Origin of the sequence: Alteromonas gilva, from assembly GCF_028595265.1 — a bacterium.
Taxonomy (GTDB): Bacteria; Pseudomonadota; Gammaproteobacteria; order Enterobacterales; family Alteromonadaceae; genus Alteromonas; species Alteromonas gilva.
The window spans coordinates 512,675-535,933 of sequence record NZ_JAQQXP010000003.1 but is presented as its reverse complement, the minus strand read 5'-3'; the positions used below and the strand labels follow the sequence as shown (position 1 = coordinate 535,933).

The window sequence follows — 23,259 nt, the reverse complement described above, 5'->3', positions numbered from 1 at the left end:
CAATCTGAGCCATGATCAAACTCTTCAATTAAATATATCGAAATTTTGAATTGTCGTTGTGACACTCTTAATGAGTGCCCACACAAATTGTCTTGTTATCTGATTTTTAAAGAACAAAGTGCAGAAAGGATGTTTCTTTCTGCGCAAGGAGGACTATCAGTACTCTTTGCTGCCAGAGCTTTTCAACTCTGCGCCCCGGTGCCGTTTAGGCCCTGCCGAAGCGGATGCGTATAATACGCTTTTTGTTTTTTGAGTCAACATGTTTTTTGAATTATTTTCGCAAACCGTTTTCTCTGAAACACCACTTCAATGTTGTCGTTAAACCCGTCGAAGTGAGGCGCGCATTTTACGTATCTTTGCGTCTGCGTCAACAGTGATTTGACAAAAAAAATGAAAAACGCGACCGTTTGGTCGCGTTTTGTACAATCCTTAAAGCTTTGCTGTTGTTTTAAGGTTTATCTTTGTCAGTTTCGGTATTAGCCGGATCTGCTTCGGCGCTGGCATTATCGTTCTCAGCTGGTTTATCAGCCTTAAAGTCAGCGTCTTCCAGCTGGTCGCCTACCACATCATTTAAGGTGACTTTATCTACAGTCCGGAATGTATTGATTGGACCCGCCAGCGCATATAAGGCAAACACAAGAAACAACACCAATGCAGGCTCGGTTGCTACCACAATGAATATTAGCAATATAAGGAGGAGCGCGACAAACGGCACTTTGCCATGCCAGTCTACCTCTTTAAAACTGTTATACTTAAAGTTACTTACCATGAGTAAACCGGATAGTCCGGTCACCAATGCCACAAGGATGCCAATGTCATTACCATTAATGTCGTATTCGACCCCAAGCCACACAAAACCACTGACCACAGCCGCGGCAGCAGGGCTTGCTAACCCTTGAAAGAAACGTTTATCGGCAATACCAACCTGTGTATTAAACCTGGCCAGGCGCAATGCAGCCCCGGCAACATATATAAAGGCAGCAAACCATCCCAGTTTACCGAGCTCACTCAATCCCCAGTTATAGGCGACCAAAGCCGGGGCCACTCCAAAGGATACCATATCGGCCATGGAGTCGTATTCGGCGCCAAAGTCACTTTGAGTGTTGGTGATGCGCGCTACACGCCCGTCAAGACCATCAAAAATCATCGCTACAAATACCGCTACTGCTGCAGCTTCAAACCTACCATTCATTGAAGAGACAACAGCGAAAAAGCCTGAAAATAATCCTGCCGTAGTCAGCAAATTAGGCAGTAAATATATGCCCTTATGTTTACTCTCTGTCATAGTTTTCTCTGTTACTTATTTCAAAACCCATTATTTCACATTCTTTGTTAAGTTTCTGTGATTTTCAGCACTATCGTAAGCAAAGCTTAATAGTGGTTTACTATAATCACTTATCACTTCATATACCAAACGTCTCTTTGCCCGGTGTTACAATTTAACTGTTGTTCGGATGACGATTAAACCATGTTGAACGGTCATCTCATCCTAAAGTAGCTGTCGAATTCTTTTACAAAAGCGGCATCTATTCATTAAAAATTGCACTAACACACTGTTAAAAGTGGGTATTATATCTTCGGCATGAAAAATGCAGAGTTTATTGATACTGAGTAGTGCAGAATGAGGAAGAGTTGAATGAAGCTGTATTATACTAAATCTATTCTGGTAGTAACCGCTCTGATTATTGCAACACCAATAACGGCCATTGCGAGTACAGATTGCAACGTGAATGGCTGTGATTCCTGGCGCGCAGCCTCGACCTATGACTTGACTAATTCACAGGATGGCTACGGTATTAATTCAAGGGACGGTCAGGGTGTTTATGATAGTAGTGTCGATCCTACTGGCAGCACCGTCGTGGTGAATGGTGTATCCATCTCTGTTACCGCGTGGTCAGATACTGCTGGATCTGACGATAACACTGTTGAATCCGCCAGTTTATCGGGTCCCTATGGCGAAGGTCTGGGTATCGAAAACGCAGATGAACAAAGCTTTGACAGCCATAGCCACAGCCATTCCATAGACAATGAAGGCCACTCTTATCGCTGGGAAAACGGTGGTTGGAGAGAAACAGGGTTTATTCCCGATTACGACATGGTGCTGTTTTCCTTCTCAGAAGAAGTGCAACTGAACGGTGCAGCTTTTAGCTGGTTAGGCGCACACTCTTCTAGCCAACAGGTAACCGTTGCTGGCTTATCTGACGTAAGCCAGCTAACAAGCGGCAGTGCAAGTTGGTCTGACATTGCAAGTTCAGTAGGCACCGCGCTGAAAGGAAGCTTTGGTATTACCGGCAGCTATGGTAACTATCATTCCGATTTTACTACCACTGGTTTCTCGAAGTATTGGCTGGTAGGGGCGTATAACTCAATCTTTGCCTATGTTGATGGTTTTTCTCAGGGCGACGATAAATTCAAATTATCCTCTATCGGCTTTAGCAAAGCGCAAGGCTCGACCAACGATGACAACGCAGACCCAGTCAGCGCGCCGGGTACACTCGCGTTAATGTTACTGGCAGGCGGTTTTGCTGTATGGCAACGCAAGAGTAAACAGCTCGGCGCATAATTAATGGCCTGGCACTGTTTACACCAATTCCGACGCTACGCGTTATTTAATGCATCCCAGGCTGACACTGAGCAACGCCTGGGATTGCTTAGATTAAAGTACTATTCAACGTGATCCCCCAGGGCAAACCAATCTGGACATGTCGTAAATGTCATCCATGGTTGTTCAACATTGCAAGCAAAGTACCTTATATATCCGTCATTATTAATGGCGTAACGCGCCCTAACACAGTGTAAGACATCGCTAATACAAGCTTACGGCGCTTGCACGCGGTGTTGCGCTGATAATAATAAATCTATTTGCGTAAGCTTATTGTTTAGCACTAAAGCGTAGTAACATAAAAATTCGGGATAAAACCTACAGTTTTATGGTGTTTTCAGCACTTATTGTTCACAATCAGAATTACCCAACAGAGACTGAAAGAAAATATGCGTTTAACGTTAGCTTTGTTAGTTTTGCTATGTTTGCCTGTTTGCACATTGTCATTTGCAAGCTCAGAAGATGATTATGAAAAAGCACTATCAGCTTATAATCAAGCCGCTTATGACGATGCGTTTATCCATTTAAAAAATAGCTTAAAGCAGGATCCGGATAATCTCGCTGCAAAAATCCTAATGGGTAAAATATTACTCATCAACGGCTACCTGAACGCCGCCGAAAGTGAATTTTATGAAGCTTTAGATCAGGGTGCAGACTTCAATCTGGTTGCTGAAGCATTGGGTAACGCCTTACTTTTTCAGAACAAATATGAACGGGTCATCAACTTTAATGGCACCGAGCAGTTAGTCAATGAACACAAGCTAAAATGGTTGCAAATACGCGCTACGGCATGCACTCGTCTGGGACGTTTGGAGTGTGCAAATAGTGCCTATCGACAGAGTCTGGATATCGATCCTACCTATATACCTGCTTATAACGGTCTCGCCTCGGTGGCGTTATCGCAAGAAGATTTTGACGCAGTCCAGTCTTATTTGGATAAAGCCCTCAGTTTTAATGGTGAGTCGCCGGTTACCTGGCGACTCAAAGGCGAGTTATCACACGCTCGTAACGACTATGATAATGCGATTGATTATCTGCAAAAAGCACTTAGGTTAGACCCCAACGACCCTGTCACACTCAGAAAGCTGGCGGACATTTACTTAAAAAGCAACGACTTTGATAGTGCCAGAGCGTTTGTTGATGAAATTATTCAAAAGACACCTAACGACCCACTGGCCATTCTGTTGAGCAGCTGGCTTGAAAGTAAAGATAAAAAGCAGCTCATCAGTAATTCTCGCCTGGAGCAACTTAACGAAATAATGGCGAGTCTTTCGCCGGAAATTATTGCCGACCAACCTGTTCTGCTTTACATCAGTGGTTTAACGGCTTTCTTCCATGGTAATACCGAACAAGCAGGCAGAGATTTTTCCCGGTATTTAATCAGCAACCCCAATGACACCCAAGCGATCGTGCTTTTGGCAAGAACGTATTTAATGACACAACGAAACCGCCAGGCGTTGATATTATTAGAAAAGCACGAGAAAAACTTACTTGATGACATTGAATCAGCCTTATTACTTGGCGATCTGTATTTAAAGCAAAATAAAACGTTTAAGGCACAGCGCCTGAGTGACGAGCTGAGCGAGCGTTTTCCCGAAGATCCCAGAGTCAGTTTGTATAAGATTCGACTTATGGCACTGCGGGGCAATATGGAGCAGGCCATAGCTATTCTCGATAGCAGCTATGCTGACAACAATCAGAACGTGCCTTTTCTGCTCACTTATAGCCTGCTTAAACTCAGGGAAGGTTCGCTGGACGATGCATTAAAGAGTGCCGAAGCTATCTTAGCGTTATATCCTGACGACCCCGACTTTATTAACCTCAAAGCCGGGATATTAATTCGCCTAAAAGAATACGATGAGGCCCTCGATCTCATTATGTTCGCGCTGGCAAAAAAGCCTGATTTATTTGCAGCGAAATTTAATAAAGCGGCGATACTCAGTCGCCAGCAAGAGTTCGAGGCATCGAATATAGTCATCGAAGAGCTCCTTGAACTCTCCCCTAATCACCCTCAATCGCTCCTGCTGAAAGCACATAATATGGTGAAACAAGGGAATGTGGAAAACGCCATCTCACTGTACAACGATATTCTTGTGCTCGACGCTGGTTTTACCTATGCCAGACTCGAATTGGCTAAATTGCATCAGTCTGAAAGTGACTTCGACAGGGCGATTTATCATGTCGACCGTCTGTTGGTAGATGACTTCGACAACGCTGATTACCTGCTGCTAAAAACGACCTTGCTTATCCAGAAACGAAACAATGTTGAAGCCAGGAAAACCCTGGCAATTGTTGAACATTTCACCAAGGAGTCAGTATCCTTGTTGCTCCAGCAAAGTGAACTGCAACGCGCAGTAAACGACCTCCCGGGCGCATTAAAATCTTTAGATACCGCCTTGGAACTCGCGCCAAACAGCCAACGTTTAGCCTTAGAAAAGATAAAACTGCTCATTGAAACCAATGAACTTACTACCGCTAAACAACTGTTGGATAACATGCGCAATAATAATGGCGAGAATGCCAATTATTGGTTGGTCATGGCGCTCTATCATAAACGCCAGGATGACACCCAAGGTGCTACCGCGAGTTTACAACAGGCACTAAACATAGATCCTGATTTTTATCAGGCACTGGTATTACTTTATGACTTTGCTCTGCGGGGCAATAATGATGAGGCGTTTACGTCGCAGTCGGAAAAAATCTTAAAAAGTTCTCCCCAAAACGTGCTGGCCAAAAACCTCCTGGCGCAGTTTTATTTTATTCAGGGTAACTTCGACAAGGCCACAGCACTGTATAAGTCTTTACTGCTTGAAGAGAAGCTGTTTAACAAACCGATTGTTTTAAATAAGCTGGCCGTTATGAGCCTTGAGCAGGATCTTCAGCAGGCCAAAGAGTATATTACTCAGGCCTATGAACTGGACAGTAGCGCGCCAGAAATTCTGGATACCTACGGTTGGGTACTGGTTCAGCAGGGGCAATTAGAGGATGGTCTGGGTATATTGCGCCGCGCATTTGCCCGTGACTCCAAAAACCCCGAAACGCGCTATCATATTGGTTACACGCTGGCCAAATTAAACCGCAATAACGAAGCAATCGACGAGCTACAAAAAGCAGTATCTGTTGAACGTCCGTTTTATAGCCGTAACAAAGCCCAGTCGTTACTCGATAGCCTCTTATAAGGCAAAGCCAGGTTAAACAAAAAGCCGGTGATAACTATCACCGGCTTTTTCGTCTTCCGCTACAATGCTGGATAACCCTATACAATGACTAAATGATCGCCGTCCAGGTCAATTCTGACCGTTGACTCCGGTAGCAAGCTGCCTGACAGGAGTTGCTGCGCCAGTGGGTTCTCAATTTGTGTTTGTATCGCCCGTTTCAGAGGCCGTGCACCAAATACCGGATCAAAGCCTGCATCGGCGAGCTTATCCATGGCCCCTGCTGATAATTCGAGCTTGTACCCTTTTTCAGCAAGACGTGCACGCAGTGACGCCAGCTGTATTTTGGCAATTTGCTTAATTTGCTCTTTGCCCAGCGGGTGAAACACGACGATATCATCGACGCGGTTAATAAACTCAGGACGAAAATGCTGGCCAACAACGTTCATGACCATTGATTTCATTTCTTCATACTGACTTTCCTGATGCTTATCCTGAATAATGTCAGAGCCTAAATTGGAGGTCATAATGACGACGGTATTTTTAAAGTCTACCGTGCGTCCCTGCCCGTCGGTTAAGCGGCCATCGTCTAATACCTGGAGCAGTATGTTAAAGACATCCGGATGGGCTTTTTCTACTTCATCCAGCAAAATCACCGAATAGGGCTTACGGCGAACGGCTTCAGTCAGGTAGCCGCCCTCTTCGTAGCCGACATATCCCGGCGGTGCGCCGACCAACCTGGCCACCGAATGCTTTTCCATAAACTCCGACATGTCGATACGAACCATGGCATCTTCGGTATCAAACATAAAGCCGGCCAACGATTTACACAGCTCTGTTTTGCCCACGCCTGTGGGGCCTAAAAACAGGAAAGAACCAATGGGTTTGTTCGGATCAGACAGACCGGCCCGTGAACGGCGAATGGCATTGGACACCGCGTTCACGGCTTCCTGCTGGCCAACAACACGCTTGTGTAATACGTCTTCCATGCGTAACAATTTATCGCGTTCACCCTCGAGCATTTTCGACACCGGAATACCGGTCCAGCGCGACAGTACATCGGCAATTTCCGCTTCCGTAACCCGGTTTTTCATCAGCAGTGTTTCTTTTGACTCATTCTCTGCCGCTTTTTCCAGTTTCATCTCAAGCTCGGGAATACGTCCGTACTGAAGCTCTGACATACGGTTAAGATCAGACGCACGGCGGGCAATTTCTAAGTCCAGTTTGGCTTGTTCAAGCTCCGACTTAATAGACTGTGTGCCCTGCATGGCCTCTTTTTCTTGTTTCCAGATTGCCTCGAGCTCCGCCAATTTGATCTCGGCCTGTTCACGCTCTAACTCAATCATTTCAAGACGCTTGTGACTGGCATCATCGGTTTCTTTAGCCAGTGCCTGCTCTTCCAGTTTTAACTGAATGATGCGTCGCTCGAGGCGGTCCATATCTTCTGGCTTAGAGTCTATCTGCAGACGAATACTCGACGCCGCTTCGTCAATTAAATCGATGGCTTTATCGGGTAACTGGCGATCGCTGATATACCGGTGCGATAAGTTGGCTGCCGCCACGATTGCCGGGTCGGTAATGTCTACCGAATGATGCAGCTCATAACGTTCTTTGAGGCCGCGTAAAATAGCAATGGTATCTTCAACGCTGGGTTCGTCGACGACGATTTTTTGAAAGCGGCGTTCAAGCGCTGCGTCTTTCTCAATGTACTGACGATACTCATCGAGCGTCGTTGCTCCTACGCAATGCAGTTCGCCGCGCGCCAGCGCCGGTTTAAGCATATTGCCGGCGTCCATAGCGCCGTCAGACTTACCCGCCCCTACCATGGTATGCAGCTCGTCAATAAACAGAATGACGCGCCCTTCCTCTTTAGACAGTTCGGCAAGCACGGCTTTTAATCGTTCCTCAAATTCTCCGCGGTACTTTGCACCGGCCACCAGCGAGCCCATATCCAGCGATAACACACGCTTATCTTTTAAGCCCTCTGGTACCTCGCCGTTGATGATTCGCTGCGCTAAGCCCTCAACAATGGCGGTTTTTCCCACACCGGGCTCACCAATCAGGACCGGGTTGTTTTTGGTCCGGCGCTGCAATACCTGCACGGTGCGGCGAATTTCATCGTCGCGACCAATAACCGGGTCAAGCTTGCCTTGTTCGGCGCGCTCAGTGAGATCTGTGGTGTATTTTTCCAATGCCTGACGCACGTCTTCTGCATTCGGATCAGTCACTTTCTGACCGCCGCGAATGGCATCAATGGCGCTTTCGATGGTGTCTTTGGTAATCCCCAGATCACGCAAAATATCGCCCAGGCGGCCTTTATCCTGTATGGCAGCTAAGACAAATATTTCGGAGGTGATGTAGTCATCTTTGCGCTGCTGAGCAATCTTGTCGCACAAATTCAGCAGCACCACACTTTCTTTGCTTAATTGCACATCGCCACCTACTCCCTCTACCCGGGATAAGCGGTCAACGGCTTCGGCAAGTGCCGAGCGCAGGGCATTTACATTGACTCCTGCCTGATCAAGCATAGGCCGCACCGAGCCGCCTTGCTGATTAAGTAGTGCTGTCATTAAATGCACGGGCTGGATAAACTGATGATCTCTGCCCAACGCAAGAGACTGCGCATCGGAGATCGCAATCTGGAACTTGCTGGTAAATCTATCTAAACGCATGGGTAACCTCTTTTAACCGTGCTAAATAACCTTGCTCAATTTATGGGTATGATAGGCGTGGGATTCAAGTCGAGCGAACAATATTTAAACAAAATTTTTAGTTTAGTTGTTGCTCTATTGTTGCAGATCAACATTTTCAGGTAGTTGCTTCATTAGCCGGACTTAGCCACTGACGGACCAATACAAAAAAGGCGCCACTGTAAACAGTTGGCGCCGTTGACGTCATTTCCTATCGCGTACTATTTATTAGCGCCGAGGGTGGAGAAAAAGCTGTCTTCATTCCAGCTTGGTGTTATTGGCGTATTGGCCAAATCTCGGGCAATAGCGTAGTTAATTTCAACAAACTGCGCCGCCCAGTCATAGTCGATAGGTAAATTCAGATCATCAGATGGCATATGATAATGTTTGGCCAGGAAGGTTTGCGGCGATACGCCAAGCGCATCCTTCACGTCTGCAGCCAGACTGGGGACTAAAAAGACAGCCGGAACGCCCTGCTTCACAAAACTGTACTGATCACTGCGCACAAAAATGGCTTGCTCTGGCATCGGATCGTCAATCAGTTTCATCTCGTTTTTTAACAAGGTCTCACTTACCGAGCTTTCCAGCGAGCTGTGCGTTGCCCCAAACGCAATAATCTCATTGGTGCGGTAAGTTAAAATGGGCATATCCAAATTGACATTGGCAACAATCTTTTCAATCGGAACAGTTGGATAGTTCGCATAATATTCTGAGCCCAGCAGGCCTTTTTCTTCACCGGTAACAAACGCAAATATAATAGAACGTTTGGGTTTACTGTCGGCGTGATGAAACTCGTGGGCAATTTCGAGCAGGGTTGATACGCCACTGGCGTTGTCCATGGCACCGTTATTGATTTTGTCTTTTAATACGGAATTCTGACTCACACCAATGTGATCGGAATGGGCGGTCAGAATAATGTACTCATCCTTTAACTGCGGATCAGAGCCTTCAATGATGCCAATCACATTAGGACTGGTGGTTTCACTTAACACAGATTGCTTTTCAATCGTGGCTGTTAAGCCGAGCGGCCTGGACGTTAACGGCTCATTGTTTTCAACTTTTTCAAAAATGGCTTCCAGATCAATGCCCGCCATGTCAAACAATGTTTTGCCAGCCTCAATACTCAGGGTAGCACTACCCTTGATTTGCGGAAAACCATTAAAGACACTGCCTTCTTTGGTCAGCCAGCGTGTGCTTGGCGTTTTAACGTAAAGCTTGCGCTTTTCAAAGGGCGAAACCGACTCAGAAACCGGCGTACTGACCACGATGACGCCGACAGCGCCATGCTCCACCAGGCTTTCGGAGATGAGGCGGCGATAATGCGAGCCTTCTTCACTGGGGAAGTCATGCGGGCGATCAGACAAAATCACCGCAATCTTGCCGTTCAGATCAACACCTTCGTAATCGGTGTAATTAAGGTAAGGCGCGTCAATACCAAAGCCCATAAACACCAGTTCTGCGGTAACGCTGGAGGACTCACTATTGATGTCGGCACTCATCAGCATGTTTTGCATAAACTCAAATTCAACGGATTCGTTACCGTTAGACACCACTAACCGGGGTGACTGCATATCCAGCGTGGACTGCTTAAACGGAACAACCTGATAATAAGTGCCGTTATCACCGCCGGGTGATACCCCCATTTTTTGTAACTCACTGGCAATATACAGCGATGCGAAATCATGCCCGAGACTTCCGGTATCACGACCGGCCAATAGATCATCGGCCAGCAACATCATGTGGCCTTTAAACCGTTCCGGTGACGCAGCACTGACTGCTCCGGATACAACACACAACAGAGAAAAAACCCAAAAACACGAACTCAGACGTTTGTTCACAAACATCTCCTTGTTTAGCTAGTTACAATCATTAGAGCAAACTGCTCAGTACGGCATAAATACTATGTGACAGTTTGGTAGCTGTACAGAAATATAAGGCGTTAGCCGAGGAGGCCGATAACACTGACCTGTCGACCTGTCTGTTGGCAATGGTGGTGAGAAGCCTGACGATGAGAGAAAAAACGCGCATCCTGGTACGTACATAGCCCGGATTGCACAATGTTTTTAACGCCCGCGGCCAGAAGTTGATACTCGGCCACCAGCGGTAAGTTTAGCAGGTACTTGTCGGCGCTGGCCGAACGCGTTAGTACGCCTGGATACTGACTAAAATACTGTGCAACCTGGTGCGACACTTCGTAGCACTGCTGACAGATTGCCGGTCCTATCCAAGCATAAACATCTTGCGCATCAGCGCTTAGCCTGGCCAGCGTATGCTCGATGATCTTCACCTTTAAGCCCTGCCAGCCGGCATGCACCGCTGCCACCTCCGTGCCCTGTTTATTGCACAATAATAGCGGTATGCAATCTGCTGTCATCACTGCACAATAATGTTCAGGCGTGCGGCTAATCGCGGCATCTGCGGTGTGCTGTGTACTCGGTAAGACGATAACATCATGACCATGGATCTGCTCCAGCCACCGAAGCTTATCGGCGTGCGGCAGACGTTTGCGGTTTTGTGTTACCGCAGCAGGATCGTCGTGAACATGAAAGCCAAGGTTCAGCGATTGGTAGGGCCCCTGACTCACTCCCCCATCACGGGTAGTGCAGTAGGCTACTACATTGGGTGGTGCCGGCCATTGCGGCACCACTGTCGGTAACTCAAAGTTCATCGAGCCCATACTGCTGCGTATCAGCGCGGGTCGCTTCAATGAGTTCTACCATATCCTCGGGCAGAGGTGCTTGCCAGGATAGCCACTCCTCGGATTCCGGATGATAAAGCGATAACTGCGCAGCGTGCAGTGCCTGTCGTCTGAACGAGCGCAGCATATCCGCAAACTCCTCGCTCGCACCTTTTGGCAATCGCCAGCGTCCACCGTAAGCAGGGTCGCCGACCAGTGGGTGTTTTATATGGGCCATATGAACACGAATTTGGTGGGTCCGGCCGGTCTCAAGTTTCAGCCTTAAGTGAGTATGGGCACGAAACTTCTCAATTACCCGGTAATGCGTCACGGCCGGTTTACCCTGTTCCCGCACCGCCATGTGAGTCCGTTTGGTCTGATGACGACCAATTGGTGCGTCCACGACACCACCGGCAACCATGGTTCCCAGGGCTAACGCTTCATATTCTCTGCTCATTACCCGCGATTGCAACTGCTCGACCAGATGGGTCTGCGCGGGAATGGTTTTAGCCACTACCATTAATCCGGTGGTGTCTTTGTCTAAGCGATGAACGATACCGGCTCTTGGTACCTTGTCGATATCAGGAACATGAGCCAGTAAGGCATTGAGCAGCGTGCCGTCGCGATTGCCGGCGCCTGGGTGGACAACCAAATCGGCAGGCTTATTGATGATCAGGATATGTTCATCTTCGAATACGATATCCAGCTCGATGTCCTGGGCACTATGAGCAACCTGCTGAGTTATCTCAGCTTCAACGGCTATCGACTCATCACCGGTCATTTTTTGACGAGGAACTTTGCACACTTCGCCATTAACCGTTACATTACCGCCCAGAATCCATTCTTTTAGCTTTGAACGAGAATATTCAGGGAACAAATCGGCAACAACCTGATCTAACCTGAGTCCGAAATGTTGGTAGTCAGTTTGTGCTGCCAATGAAACCTGTGAACTTTGTTGTACCATAACCGCCTAAAGAGAGAGAACACAAAAGGCAGATTATAACAGGTTTGCAGACTGTGGACGTTTTCTTTTGGAGTTTATGTGGTGTTTGCGTTTAAGAGTACGTTAAAATACCCCAATACATACTGTAATGCTCTGCAGTAAATTTAAATATGTACCAGGAATTAGTAGTACTATGAAAATAAACCGTTGCTTTGCACCGCTGATTATCGGCCTCATTTTGACACTGGCCGGGTGCTCATCGTCAGACAAAGAAGAAGAAGTGATTAACGCTAACTTAGGCGCACAAGCACTGTATGACAGAGCACGAGAAAGCATGGCGAATGGTAATTTTGCCGCTGCTGCCGATACGTTGAGTGCACTTGACTCGCGTTTTCCGTTCGGCCCCTTGTCACATCAGGTTCAGTTGGATCTTATTTACAGTTATTACAAATCAGCTAAAGTCGATCAAACCCTGGCAACAATTGATCGCTTCATCCGCTTAAACCCTAATCATTCCGATGTCGATTATGCCTTTTACATGCGCGGACTGACCAACATGGAAGCCGACAACAATTTGTTTCAGGAGTTGGTGGGGATCGACAATACCGACCGCGACCCCAGTAAGTCGAAACAGGCGTTTGACGATTTCAGACGACTTATTCAGCAATTTCCTGACAGTAAGTATGCCGCGGATGCGCGCCAGCGCATGGTATTTATTAAAAATCGTCTGGCTAGCTATGAAATTTCAATAGCCCGTTTCTACATGCGTCGCAAAGCTTTTATTGCCGCCGCCAATCGTGGCCGCTATATACTTGAACATTACCCTGATTCAAACCAGGTACAGCAGGCACTGGAGATTATGGTGGAAAGTTATGATCAGTTAGATTTGCAAGAGCTGCGTGACAATGCCATGAAAACACTTAAGTTAAATTATCCGAACAGTGAATTTATTGGTTGAATCAGGTAAGCCATACAGTAACCGTTGAACCACGCAGGGCAGTCATTGACTGCCCTTTTTATTGCGCTGCTGATTGGCTCGTAAATAATCGACAAATTCAGTTATCGGCAAGGGTTTACTGTATAAAAAGCCCTGCGCATAAGCGCACTTCTCATCGACCAAAAACTGCAGCTGCTGCGCCGTTTCAACACCTTCGGCAACAACATCACAGCCCAGGTCGTCGGCAATTTTAATGATGCTGCGGGTTAGATTACAGCTCGACGGCTCGCCAGGAATACTGGTGATAAAGCTTTTATCAATTTTTAACGTGTCGACAGGTAGTTTATTCAGGTATGACAATGACGAATAGCCGGTGCCAAAATCGTCCAGTGCAAGGGTAAATCCCGCGAGCTTAAAAGTTGCCAGGGTTCCTAAATTAACATCAATCAGCGCCGTTTCGGTGAGCTCCAGTTCAAAGTGATTCGCCGACAAATTACTCCCATCAATGATCGCTTTTAAGTCTGCACATAAATTATCGTTAATTAGCTGACGGGCGGAGATATTCACCGCCAATTTAAACGAACTGGTAACCAGTGGTTTTATTTGCTGTAACGCCTCACAGGCACTTAGCATAATACTTTGGGTGAGCGGCTCAATGAGTCCGGTATCTTCAGCCAGCGCAATAAATATGTCAGGGGAAATGCTTTGCCCATCGGGCATTATCCATCTGGCGAGGACTTCGGCGCCCACCACCCGACCGTGCCTGATGTCCACCTTTGGCTGTAAGTAGGCCTTTATTTGCCCGGCTTTAATGGCATCCCGTAATGCGCTTTCCATGGTCAGTGTGGATAACCGCGATTCCGTCATTACTGACTGATAAACTTTTACTGTGCCCTTGCCTAACCCTTTAGCCCAATACAGAGCGGTATCGGCCTGTTGATAAAGCTCTGCGAGGGATTGGGCGTGATTTGGATACCAGCTTATACCGATACAACAATCAATGTAGACAGGTACAGAGGAGCCGATATCATACGGATAACTCAGTTGTAACCGAATCGCATTGGCCAGTTGTATCACCGAGGCTGCTTCGGCCGGCTGTTTATAAAATAACGAGAATTCGTCTCCACCGATCCGAAAAAGACGGGCTTGGGGTGGCAATACAGGTGACAGGCGGCGGCTGATCTGAATTAACAGCTTATCACCGATTGAATGACCAAGGCTGTCGTTAATCTGCTTAAAGTTATCCAAATCTATCAGTAACAACGCATAAATCGTGGCGTCGTTGCGCAGTGAGCTTTGGGCGGATTCCAGTTCAATCTGAAGTGCACGACGATTTGGCAAGTTTGTCAGCACATCGTGGTGTGCAAGGTGACGAAGTTCCTCTCGTGCCTCCACCAATTCTGAGATATTGGTTAATGTTGCAGTATAAGTCGTCAGCCCTTGGTGTCGATTTTCAACCACTACCAGGGTTAGCAAGCCGTATTGAAGCTTATCGTTGTCGCGCCACGCCACTTCATCTGTCCAGCTACTGCTCTTCTTCAAATGCTCGTCGATAGCGTCTTGCCGGGCATGCAGCTCAAACAAATCGAGCAGATTCTGATTATGTAAATCGCTAGGTTGTTGTTCATTAAAAAGGGTTTGAAACGCCTTGTTGGTGTTAATGATACAATAGTGTTTGTTTAGCACCGCAATGCCTTCGCGGCTTTGTTCAAATACGGTTTTTGCCTGGCGTAATTGCTGCTCGTTTGATTCCAGCGTAGCAACTATTTTACTGCTACTGGAAAGTAACAAACGCCAATCAACAAGAGGGTCTGACAAGGCTTTTTTCATTCTGGTTTTATTTGTGAGCATGAAACAAAACAAAAACAACCCAAAGGATAAAGCAATAACCACTTTACCACTCAGATTACCGATAATAAGCGTGAACACCTCACCGCTCATATCCAGGGCCAGCAAGGGAAACAATACGCCATCAGCAATAATGACGAAAACAAAACACAAAGAGTATGCCGCGCTTAGCAGAGCATAATTGGACAGGCGTGACTTCAACCGGTCAAACATAAAAAATAGCGTGTACAACTCAATAATGATCAGCACCGCGCCAATAGCAATGAGCGGAATTGATATTTCGAATAACGCTGCCGGTGTATTTAATGGATTACCCACCTCAGATGAGACCAGTGTTTGAGCGATACTGGTAAACAAGGCGACTTTGAAAACCCCCACCATGGCCACCAGACGGATGATATTTCGTAATATAAACGCATCATTCTCAATGAATGCCATTAATACTCCCGCCATGATGAAACCACCATAAGCAAGTGTTCCGCCGGAAATATAGACCTCGCCAGGCAGGTTGGCATGATAAACGGCGCCCAGGAAGCCGCCCATTAACAACACCAGGCTAATGTAAACATAAAAAGAAACGCGACGGGTTTGCGGATTTTTTTCGAAGGTAAGGATAAGAGGGAACAAGCAGTAAATACCAAACTGCACTATGAGCTGCGTAACCATCTGTATTTAGCGTTGAGAACAGGATCGTTCCAGCATAGCAAGGGAAATTCAATATAACCATGCCGGGGAGCAATTTTCACCAAGCTATACAATGATGCTAATGTGCGGAGGTATCTGATTGGAGCAGCGCAAAACTCTATGGCTATAACAACAGCGGCTTTAACACAACGAGCCCGGTAGGGATTCGTTAACCGGACTCGTTATATCCTATCTAAAGAAGAGATGGCTGAAAGGATTCAGTAATCTGGCAATACCAGACGTAAAGTGAAGGGGCTGATCAACAATGCTGAATACTAAACATCCTTCGTGTGAACTGGAGTGCGGCGCGTGCGTGTGTTCACCATTTAGGTAAATGAAGTCGCCCGTGTCATAATCGTTCATGCCATCCGAGAACTCACCGTTAATTACCAGTGTCATCTCAGAGCCGCGATGGGTGTGCTCAGGAACTGAACCGCCCTGACCCATATAAATAAAGTTAGCCACGCCGTCGTAACCTAACTCCACTGGCGCCTGCCATAATTTGCCCACGAGCGACGACCAGTTTCCGCGTTTTTGTACCAGTCTGTGCAGCGTTTTCGGCAGTTCAAATTTTCTGCCATCAAGCTCTATGGAAGAACCCGGCTGCTCACTCGTGCGTGAGCGCCGACCATTTGAATACACCGTTTCTGCAACAGGTTGCTGAGTAATATTCGCCAGCATCAGGTCGAACTGCGGGTCATAGCTGTCGCTAACCGCTTCCAGCTCTAACTGCTGCGCAGCAAACTCCTCGGTTTGTGCCTCAACCTGCCCCTGACAGTACTGACACATATCGCAGTGCGCAGATACCATTAACGATTCAGCAGGAGACAACGTACCCGATACAAACTGCTCAAGGAGCTCCGGTTTAGGATGAAACTTAATCATGATCGCTTAACATACCTTTAAGGCGCTGAAGGGCTAATCTGGTCCGCGATTTTACAGTACCGAGCGGAATATCCAAATCATCAGCTATTTCTTGTTGAGACTTACCGTCTATATAAATAGACTCTATTACGACTTTCTGCTTGTCGGGCAGTGAGTCAAAAAGATGCCCAATTTGCTCAAGCGTTACCTGTTCATCGAGTGACTTTTCGTTAGCATCTGGCGTTTGTTCACACAACACCGGCCACAAATCGTCTGCACAAATATCTTCTTTTCTGTTTTGCACTTTGCGCAACATGTCGAAACGGATGTTTCGCGCGATAGTGAAAATCCATGTCGACGGGGAACCTTTCTCGGAATTAAAAAGATGCGCTTTTTGCCATACATTTGACATAGTGTCTTGCACCAGCTCCATGGCCAGCGCTTCGTTACCTAACTGCTTCAGTGCATACGAGCGCAATCGAGGCGCAAAAAAACCAAATACTCTGGAAAATGATGCCTTGCAGCGGTCCTCGGCTACTTTCACTAAGTAATCCGACATTTCGGTCGCACATTCTTTCGGTTCTATCGCACTGTTCTCGTGTTCCAAAGGGATTCCAACAAGCATATTTTTTTGTCCGATTTTATTCCGTGTCCATTTGTTACGCACCTAAAACGGCTTTGGATCAAAAAAAAGATAAAATTATCGAACCAGGTTATTTATATAGTTTAACACCTTGTCGCAATTTTGCTCACTAAGAAAAGCTTGTTTATTTTCAGCGTCCACCGGCAGCAACTCCAACCATCGGTAAATGACCCAAAGTGGTTCTGAAAATTTTAATTCCGGATACAGCTTGGCAATCTCCGGGTACCGCGAGTAAATAACCTCCAGCTTTTCCCGTAAAGGCTCAATGGCCGAGTCATCTATATTAGTGGCCCAGTCAGAGATCTGCTCGTATTCTCCCACTCGCAGTCCATCACTTTCTGTCTTGATGTTTGCCACGCGTACACAATACTGACCCTCAACTTTGATACCTAACAAACCATCCTCAAGCAGATCAAAGTCGACAATCTTACACATCGTGCCAATATCAAAGATATGTTGGTTACTCTCTTGTTCGCCACGACTATTGAGCATACAAAGCACGAAACGACCGTCGCCGGCGCAGGCTTCCTTAACCATACGTACATACCTTGGCTCGAAAATTCGCAGCGCCATGTGCCCACCCGGTAGTAAATGAGCAGAAAGCGGGAATAATGGTATATGAGCTTTACGCATAATAGATTTTCATTAACAGTAAGTGAGTTCATTGGACGATGACAAAGATACGCCTCAACATCGGCTTTGGATCTTACCAGGCAAAATTACATATAGAAGATGATCTATCCGCTGATAGTGTGGGTATTATTGACAATTACAACCATTGGAATCACCACCGTGTCGTTTAAGGAACAGTTTGTTAACTTATATCGGGATTTGGCGCAGATCGACATCGAAGATTTAGCATCAATATATCATCAGGACGTTGTATTTATTGATCCGGTAACAACACATCACGGTCTCACAGCGGTTAATACATACTTTAAAGGTCTGCTTGACGCTACCGAGTCATGCCAGTTTGAAATCAATAACTGGCATAACATAGCCAGTAATGATTCCCATCAAAATGCCAGCTCCGCAATGGATTGCAGCGATGTTCTGGAGTGGACAATGAAGCTCAAACTATCCGGTAAACCTAACTGGATTGAGCTGGCAGGCGTTACCCTATTGAAAGTCGTCGACGATAAAATTCTCTATCACCGGGATTATTATGATTTGGGCGAAATGGTATACGAACATATTCCGCTGTTAAAACACATCATTAAATTCATCAAAAAGAAGCTATTATCATGAAAACCATGCTTATAACCGGAGCAACATCAGGGATCGGCGAAGCACTTGCCAACCACGCGGCAGCACAGGGTTATCAGGTCATTGCGTGCGGCAGAAACAGTGACAAGCTGAATGAACTGGACCAGCGCAGTAATATTACGACGCTACAATTTGATGTCACCGACATTGATTCGGTAACCGCCGCGCTGAACGACATTCATTTTGACATAGCGGTGTTAAATGCCGGCACTTGCGAATACGTTGACTTGCCCGATTTCGAACCAGATATGTTTCGGCGCGTTTTCGAAGTGAACTTTTTTGGTATCGTAAATTGTATTAAAGGCTTATTACCCTCTGCTAAGGCCGGTTGCCAGATAGTGATCATCGATTCAATGGCACGCCTGCTGCCGTTCACGCGCAGTCAGGCTTACGGTGCGAGCAAAGCGGCGGTTCGCTACTTTACCGAAAGTATGAAAATTGATTTAAAAGAGCGCAATGTAATTGTGCAATCAGTGTCACCCGGTTTTGTGGAAACACCGTTAACCGATAAAAATGACTTTGAAATGCCGATGAAAATTACTGCGCCTGAAGCGGCGAAAGCACTTTTGAAAGGCATAGAAAAACAGCATAGTACTATTTATTTTCCAACCGTATTTGGCCTCATACTGCGTTCACTTTCGCGTTTACCGGGGCGTATGCAGGTTTGGCTATCGTCAAAATTACAATAACAACAGGACTCACAGGTTTGCAGTATGACTAAAAAAATTGCCATTATCGGCTCCGGTATATCCGGCCTGACCTGCGCTTATCTTCTCAACAAAGACCATGCAATTACTGTTTATGAAGCCAATGACTACATAGGCGGTCATACGGCCACCAAAGATGTCACGGTTAATAACCAACAAGCCGCTATTGATACCGGTTTTATCGTGTTTAACGACTGGACGTATCCTAACTTTATTAAATTGCTCACTGCACTGGGTGTTGAGTATCAACCAACACAAATGAGCTTTTCAGTTCGTCACCTTGGTTCAAATATTGAGTATAACGGCCATAATCTGAATACGCTGTTTGCCCAAAGACGCAATTTGTTTCGTCCCCGTTTTTGGAAAATTGTTAAAGATATCGTGCGTTTTAACTCATTGTGCAAAGAAGTACTCGACAGCGATACGGATACCAGCAACGAGACCTTATCTTCATTTATTGCCGAGCATCAGTTTAGCGACGAATTCAGCGAACACTACATTTATCCTATGTGTGCAGCGATTTGGTCGGCCAGCCTGGAACAAACAAAAGCCTTTCCGCTTACTTTCTTTTTGCAGTTTTTCAATAACCATGGCTTACTGAATATCAATGACCGGCCGCAGTGGTTTACGATTAAAGGCGGTTCCAGAGAATATGTGCGCAAAATGGTTAAACCCTTCGAACAGCATATCCGGCTGAATACGCCGGTCCGGCAGGTTGCCCACAACGAAAGTGACGGTCACGGCGTTGTTGTAACAGACTACAATGGCAACCAGGAAACCTTTGATGAGGTCATTTTTGCCTGCCACAGCGATCAGGCTTTAGCCATGCTGGCGCATCCAAATGAGGCCCAATCGCGTATATTAGGTGCGATAGGCTATGCAGAGAATGATGTGGTGCTTCATCATGACACCCAACAACTACCCAAGCGAAAACTGGCCTGGGCCAGCTGGAATTATCGCTTAACCGGAGATCCCATGGAGCAGAAACGACCGGCAGCAGTAACCTATGACATGAATATACTGCAGTGTCTGTCATCTGATACTACCTATTGCGTTAGTCTGAATACGCCGGACATTGCAGCTGAAAAGGTACTGGGCACCTATCGTTATGCCCACCCTCAGTTCAGCCCCTCGATGGTGAATGCCCAGCAACAACGCTCTGAGATATGTGGTAAAGCGCACCTGCATTTTTGCGGTGCATACTGGTACAACGGTTTTCACGAAGATGGTGTGCGCTCTGCCCTCGATGTATGTCAGCGATTTGGAGCGTCACTGTAGTGGAAAGCACACTCTGCACTGGTAAAGTTGTCCACGAGCGATTTCGCCCTACACAGCACGCCTTTGACTATGACATTGCCATGATGTGCTTAAATCTGGACGAAGTAAATCACCTGGCGCGCACAGTCAAAGGGTTTTCAAACACCGGCAGAGCCGCCTTTGAGTTTCGCCGTAGTGACTACCTGGGCGATCCGTCAATACCGCTTAAACAGTCAGTGCTGTTAACAATGAATGACTTAAACGACGATGGTGCCACGCTCAACGGGGATGTTTTTCTGGTTGGGCAGGCGCGTCACTTCGGTTTTTATTTCAGCCCGGTAAATCTGTATTTTCTACGCGACAAACAAACCGGCGTATTTACCTACATGCTCGCAGAAGTCAGTAACACGCCTTGGAATGAACGTCATCATTACTTGGTTAATTTAGCCAGCCAGGCTAACACACCAAAAGCATTTCATGTGTCGCCGTTTAATCCCATTGATATGGTGTATAAATGGCACATTCAGCCGCCTGCACCAACCTTCTCTGTGGGCTTGAGCTGTTACAAAGGCAATAAACATTTCACCGCGCTGATGCACTTAGAACAAAAACCTTTAAACTCAAAGTCGCTCAGCAGCGTAATTAAATCAATCCCTAATATGACACTAAGAACTGTCATCGGAATCTACTGGCAAGCGCTGCGCTTATGGCTAAAACGCACGCCAGTTTATTCACATCCGATAAATAGTCAGGAATAAATCATGGCCAATACTGAATCATCCATCGCACAGCCATTATCGTTCTCTTACATTGAACGTTGCAGCCGCCAAATCTTTATTCGTTTAATGCAGGCATTACCAGAAGGTTATCTGGTAATAAAAGAAAATGGTGAGTTAGTCGCCCAGTGCGGCAATCATGCAAGCGATCTCCATGCCGAGGTCAATATACACTCGCCTAAAGCCTATAAAAAGCTCTTGCTCGGCGGTAGCGTTGCATCAGGTGAAACCTATACCGATGGACTCTGGTCGAGCCCGGAGTTGACGAATGTGATTCGTATTTTTGCACGAAATTTGCAGACTCTCGATAAATGGGAAAATCGTTTTAGCTGGTTATCGTTTCCGATGGACAAGATCCAGCATGTGATGCGCAGCAACACTCAGGATCAGGCCAAAAAGAATATCGCAGCACATTACGACCTGGGTAATAACCTGTATAGCCGTTTTCTGGATAAAAGCATGATGTATTCCTCGGCCATTTATCCCGACCCGCACGCCAGCCTGGCTGAGGCGCAATACCATAAGTTGCATACTATTTGTCATAAACTGCAACTCACCCCGGATGACCACTTAGTGGAAATTGGCACTGGCTGGGGCGGTCTGGCTATCCACGCAGCCAAGCATTTCGGCTGCAAGGTGACTACCACGACAATTTCAGAAGAGCAGTATGCTTACGCCACAGAATGGGTGAAACGTGAGGGCCTGGAAAACCAGGTGACCTTATTAAAGAAAGATTACCGTTTGCTCGAGGGCCAATACACCAAGTTGGTGTCCATTGAAATGATTGAAGCCGTGGGTAAACGCTACCTGAACCAGTTTTTTAATAAATGCGCGAGCCTGCTCACGGCCGACGGTTTAATGCTGCTGCAATCAATTACCATCGATGATCGGCGCTACGACAGTTACCATAAAGGTGTCGATTTTATCCAGAAGCACATTTTTCCTGGTGGTTTCCTGCCGTCGCAACTGGTGCTTAACCAACACATCAAACAAGCCAGTGATTTCTCAATCCGGGATCTACAGGATATTGGACTGGACTACGCCAAAACCTTACGGGATTGGTTTATCGCCTTTACCAACGCCCGCGAGGAGCTCGAGGCAAACGGCTATGATGAACGTTTTGCCCGTATGTGGGAGTATTATCTGAAGTATTGTGAAGGTGGATTTTTAGAGCGCACCATTAGCACTGTACAACTGGTTCTGAGCAAGCCGCGCTATGTGAATAACCTTACCCGCCAGGTCAGCGGGTAAGGTTTAGATGCTGTGTTATCTATGCGTCCTGCTCCAGCACCGATATGGGTTTGGAACGAATCGGCTCACCCTGGTTGATATTAATCTCAACCCGACGGTTTCGGGCCCTGTCATCGGCCGTTTCCGGATTTTCGATCAGCGGATCGGTAGCGGCTTTACCGACCACTGACATACGCCCTTCGTCGAACCCCTGAGCCATGCGAAGCTCCTCGGCGACGGCCACTGCACGCTGCGATGACAAATCCCAGTTGGAGCGATACAACTCGTTGGAAATCTGCTGTTGATCGCTGTGCCCGGATATTTCTATTTTGCCGGGCATATCCGCTAATATTTCCCCTATCTGACGAATAACCGGCCGAAACTGTGGCTGTAAAAAAGCAGAACCCGCGGAAAACGAACCATTTTCTTTAATCCGAATGGTAATTTGTTGACCCAGAGACTCCATTTCAATCGAACCATCGAGTATTTGTTTTTGCAGCTGTTGGGCAACTTTTTTCATCATTTCAGCGACTTGCTCTTCCGCTGCACTTTGTTGAGGCGACGCGGCCTGCTCGGTGGCTGTTTGTTGCGACTGACCGCCTCGTTGGGTGCCACGCTGCTTTTGACGGCCACCGGCAGAGTCTTCATCGCCGGCCTGAAACTCCAGCATCTGCTGGGTCATATCAATCGTTTGCTGCTGAATCGTATCGATGGGGGTAGGGTCTGGCCGCCCGGGGCGAAATTCCATCGCGATCACACTGGTGCCTTTAGGAATGTCTTTCACTTCTATCTTATTTTGCACCCCAAAGGCAAACTTCATGGAGCCGGCAATTTGTTTAAACTTAAGCACATCCATTTCAGAGAAGGCTAACAGCAACACAAAAAAGCACATCAGCAGTGACATCAGATCAGCAAAGGTGCCCATCCAGGCGGGCAGTCCTTCAGGAGGACATTTGGGACACTCTTCCTGCCGCGCCATA

Annotated in this window: 18 protein-coding genes; 8 read left to right on the top strand and 10 right to left on the bottom strand. The window is 46.8% G+C overall.

The window, feature by feature from the left end; all coding sequences use genetic code 11:
* Nucleotides 1–448: 448 nt before the first annotated feature.
* Complete coding sequence (gene pssA / locus OIK42_RS18755; protein ID WP_273642654.1) at nt 449–1,285, bottom strand: CDP-diacylglycerol--serine O-phosphatidyltransferase; 837 nt, start codon at nt 1,283–1,285, stop codon at nt 449–451.
* Between the two features lie 351 nt (nt 1,286–1,636).
* Between pssA and xdp1 the strand changes: the two genes are divergently transcribed.
* Both xdp1 and prsT read left to right on the top strand, forming a co-directional pair.
* The gene (gene xdp1 / locus OIK42_RS18750; protein ID WP_273642653.1) at nt 1,637–2,563 is read left to right on the top strand and encodes an exosortase-dependent surface protein XDP1; all 927 of its coding nucleotides are present in this window, start codon (nt 1,637–1,639) and stop codon (nt 2,561–2,563) included.
* 428 nt (nt 2,564–2,991) lie between these two features.
* Nucleotides 2,992–5,781, top strand: a complete 2,790-nt coding sequence (prsT, locus tag OIK42_RS18745) for an XrtA/PEP-CTERM system TPR-repeat protein PrsT (protein WP_273642652.1) — start codon at nt 2,992–2,994, stop codon at nt 5,779–5,781.
* 77 nt (nt 5,782–5,858) lie between these two features.
* Here prsT and clpB read toward each other — a convergent pair whose 3' ends face one another.
* The 4 genes from clpB to rluD form a co-directional block, all read right to left on the bottom strand.
* Complete coding sequence (clpB, locus tag OIK42_RS18740) at nt 5,859–8,429, bottom strand: ATP-dependent chaperone ClpB (RefSeq protein ID WP_273642651.1); 2,571 nt, start codon at nt 8,427–8,429, stop codon at nt 5,859–5,861.
* A gap of 239 nt (nt 8,430–8,668) precedes the next feature.
* The gene (locus OIK42_RS18735) at nt 8,669–10,285 is read right to left on the bottom strand and encodes a M28 family metallopeptidase (protein ID WP_273642650.1); all 1,617 of its coding nucleotides are present in this window, start codon (nt 10,283–10,285) and stop codon (nt 8,669–8,671) included.
* A 101-nt stretch (nt 10,286–10,386) separates the two neighbouring features.
* Entirely contained in the window at nt 10,387–11,115 is a 729-nt protein-coding gene (pgeF, locus tag OIK42_RS18730) for a peptidoglycan editing factor PgeF (RefSeq protein ID WP_273642649.1), read from the bottom strand.
* Nucleotides 11,105–12,088 carry a 23S rRNA pseudouridine(1911/1915/1917) synthase RluD gene (gene rluD, locus OIK42_RS18725; RefSeq protein WP_273642648.1) on the bottom strand — a complete coding sequence of 328 codons (984 nt, stop codon included), beginning with the start codon at nt 12,086–12,088 and terminating at the stop codon, nt 11,105–11,107. Before rluD ends, pgeF begins: the two co-directional genes overlap by 11 nt.
* A 172-nt stretch (nt 12,089–12,260) precedes the next feature.
* Here rluD and OIK42_RS18720 point away from each other — a divergent pair, with 172 nt between their 5' ends.
* Nucleotides 12,261–13,025: an outer membrane protein assembly factor BamD gene (locus OIK42_RS18720; protein ID WP_273642647.1), complete on the top strand. Its 765-nt coding sequence runs from the start codon at nt 12,261–12,263 to the stop codon at nt 13,023–13,025.
* A gap of 42 nt (nt 13,026–13,067) precedes the next feature.
* Here the strand turns inward: OIK42_RS18720 and OIK42_RS18715 are convergent, their stop codons facing one another.
* The 4 genes from OIK42_RS18715 to OIK42_RS18700 form a co-directional block, all read right to left on the bottom strand.
* Nucleotides 13,068–15,500, bottom strand: a complete 2,433-nt coding sequence (locus OIK42_RS18715) for a GGDEF and EAL domain-containing protein (RefSeq protein WP_273642646.1) — start codon at nt 15,498–15,500, stop codon at nt 13,068–13,070.
* A gap of 225 nt (nt 15,501–15,725) precedes the next feature.
* The gene (locus OIK42_RS18710) at nt 15,726–16,421 is read right to left on the bottom strand and encodes a ChrR family anti-sigma-E factor (protein ID WP_273642645.1); all 696 of its coding nucleotides are present in this window, start codon (nt 16,419–16,421) and stop codon (nt 15,726–15,728) included.
* Nucleotides 16,414–17,025, bottom strand: a complete 612-nt coding sequence (locus OIK42_RS18705) for a sigma-70 family RNA polymerase sigma factor (protein ID WP_273642644.1) — start codon at nt 17,023–17,025, stop codon at nt 16,414–16,416. Before OIK42_RS18705 ends, OIK42_RS18710 begins: the two co-directional genes overlap by 8 nt.
* 75 nt (nt 17,026–17,100) lie before the next feature.
* Nucleotides 17,101–17,676: an LON peptidase substrate-binding domain-containing protein gene (locus tag OIK42_RS18700; RefSeq protein WP_273642643.1), complete on the bottom strand. Its 576-nt coding sequence runs from the start codon at nt 17,674–17,676 to the stop codon at nt 17,101–17,103.
* A 159-nt stretch (nt 17,677–17,835) separates the two neighbouring features.
* Between OIK42_RS18700 and OIK42_RS18695 the strand changes: the two genes are divergently transcribed.
* The 5 genes from OIK42_RS18695 to OIK42_RS18675 are packed head-to-tail and all read left to right on the top strand — an operon-like array spanning nt 17,836 to nt 22,300.
* Complete coding sequence (locus tag OIK42_RS18695) at nt 17,836–18,291, top strand: nuclear transport factor 2 family protein (RefSeq protein WP_273642642.1); 456 nt, start codon at nt 17,836–17,838, stop codon at nt 18,289–18,291.
* The gene (locus tag OIK42_RS18690) at nt 18,288–18,998 is read left to right on the top strand and encodes an SDR family NAD(P)-dependent oxidoreductase (protein ID WP_273642640.1); all 711 of its coding nucleotides are present in this window, start codon (nt 18,288–18,290) and stop codon (nt 18,996–18,998) included. The genes OIK42_RS18695 and OIK42_RS18690 overlap by 4 nt, the downstream gene beginning before the upstream one ends.
* Before the next feature lie 24 nt (nt 18,999–19,022).
* The gene (locus OIK42_RS18685) at nt 19,023–20,294 is read left to right on the top strand and encodes an NAD(P)/FAD-dependent oxidoreductase (protein WP_273642639.1); all 1,272 of its coding nucleotides are present in this window, start codon (nt 19,023–19,025) and stop codon (nt 20,292–20,294) included.
* Nucleotides 20,294–21,031: a DUF1365 domain-containing protein gene (locus OIK42_RS18680; protein ID WP_273642638.1), complete on the top strand. Its 738-nt coding sequence runs from the start codon at nt 20,294–20,296 to the stop codon at nt 21,029–21,031. The genes OIK42_RS18685 and OIK42_RS18680 overlap by 1 nt, the downstream gene beginning before the upstream one ends.
* 3 nt (nt 21,032–21,034) lie before the next feature.
* Nucleotides 21,035–22,300, top strand: a complete 1,266-nt coding sequence (locus OIK42_RS18675; RefSeq protein WP_273642637.1) for an SAM-dependent methyltransferase — start codon at nt 21,035–21,037, stop codon at nt 22,298–22,300.
* A 19-nt stretch (nt 22,301–22,319) separates the two neighbouring features.
* Here OIK42_RS18675 and OIK42_RS18670 read toward each other — a convergent pair whose 3' ends face one another.
* On the bottom strand, nt 22,320–23,258 hold the full coding sequence (locus OIK42_RS18670) for a flagellar motor protein MotB (protein ID WP_273642636.1): 939 nt from the start codon (nt 23,256–23,258) through the stop codon (nt 22,320–22,322).
* Nucleotide 23,259 lies beyond the last annotated feature (1 nt).

Coding starts and splice junctions, on each gene's coding strand:
- prsT (WP_273642652.1), top strand. CDS start 2,992: ATGCGTTTAACGTTAGCTTTGTTAGTTTTGCTATGTTTGCCTGTTTGC.
- OIK42_RS18700 (WP_273642643.1), bottom strand. CDS start 17,676: ATGCGTAAAGCTCATATACCATTATTCCCGCTTTCTGCTCATTTACTA.
- OIK42_RS18720 (WP_273642647.1), top strand. CDS start 12,261: ATGAAAATAAACCGTTGCTTTGCACCGCTGATTATCGGCCTCATTTTG.
- clpB (WP_273642651.1), bottom strand. CDS start 8,429: ATGCGTTTAGATAGATTTACCAGCAAGTTCCAGATTGCGATCTCCGAT.
- OIK42_RS18675 (WP_273642637.1), top strand. CDS start 21,035: ATGGCCAATACTGAATCATCCATCGCACAGCCATTATCGTTCTCTTAC.
- pssA (WP_273642654.1), bottom strand. CDS start 1,285: ATGACAGAGAGTAAACATAAGGGCATATATTTACTGCCTAATTTGCTG.
- OIK42_RS18690 (WP_273642640.1), top strand. CDS start 18,288: ATGAAAACCATGCTTATAACCGGAGCAACATCAGGGATCGGCGAAGCA.
- pgeF (WP_273642649.1), bottom strand. CDS start 11,115: ATGAACTTTGAGTTACCGACAGTGGTGCCGCAATGGCCGGCACCACCC.
- OIK42_RS18705 (WP_273642644.1), bottom strand. CDS start 17,025: ATGCTTGTTGGAATCCCTTTGGAACACGAGAACAGTGCGATAGAACCG.
- OIK42_RS18670 (WP_273642636.1), bottom strand. CDS start 23,258: ATGGCGCGGCAGGAAGAGTGTCCCAAATGTCCTCCTGAAGGACTGCCC.
- xdp1 (WP_273642653.1), top strand. CDS start 1,637: ATGAAGCTGTATTATACTAAATCTATTCTGGTAGTAACCGCTCTGATT.
- OIK42_RS18710 (WP_273642645.1), bottom strand. CDS start 16,421: ATGATTAAGTTTCATCCTAAACCGGAGCTCCTTGAGCAGTTTGTATCG.
- OIK42_RS18685 (WP_273642639.1), top strand. CDS start 19,023: ATGACTAAAAAAATTGCCATTATCGGCTCCGGTATATCCGGCCTGACC.
- rluD (WP_273642648.1), bottom strand. CDS start 12,088: ATGGTACAACAAAGTTCACAGGTTTCATTGGCAGCACAAACTGACTAC.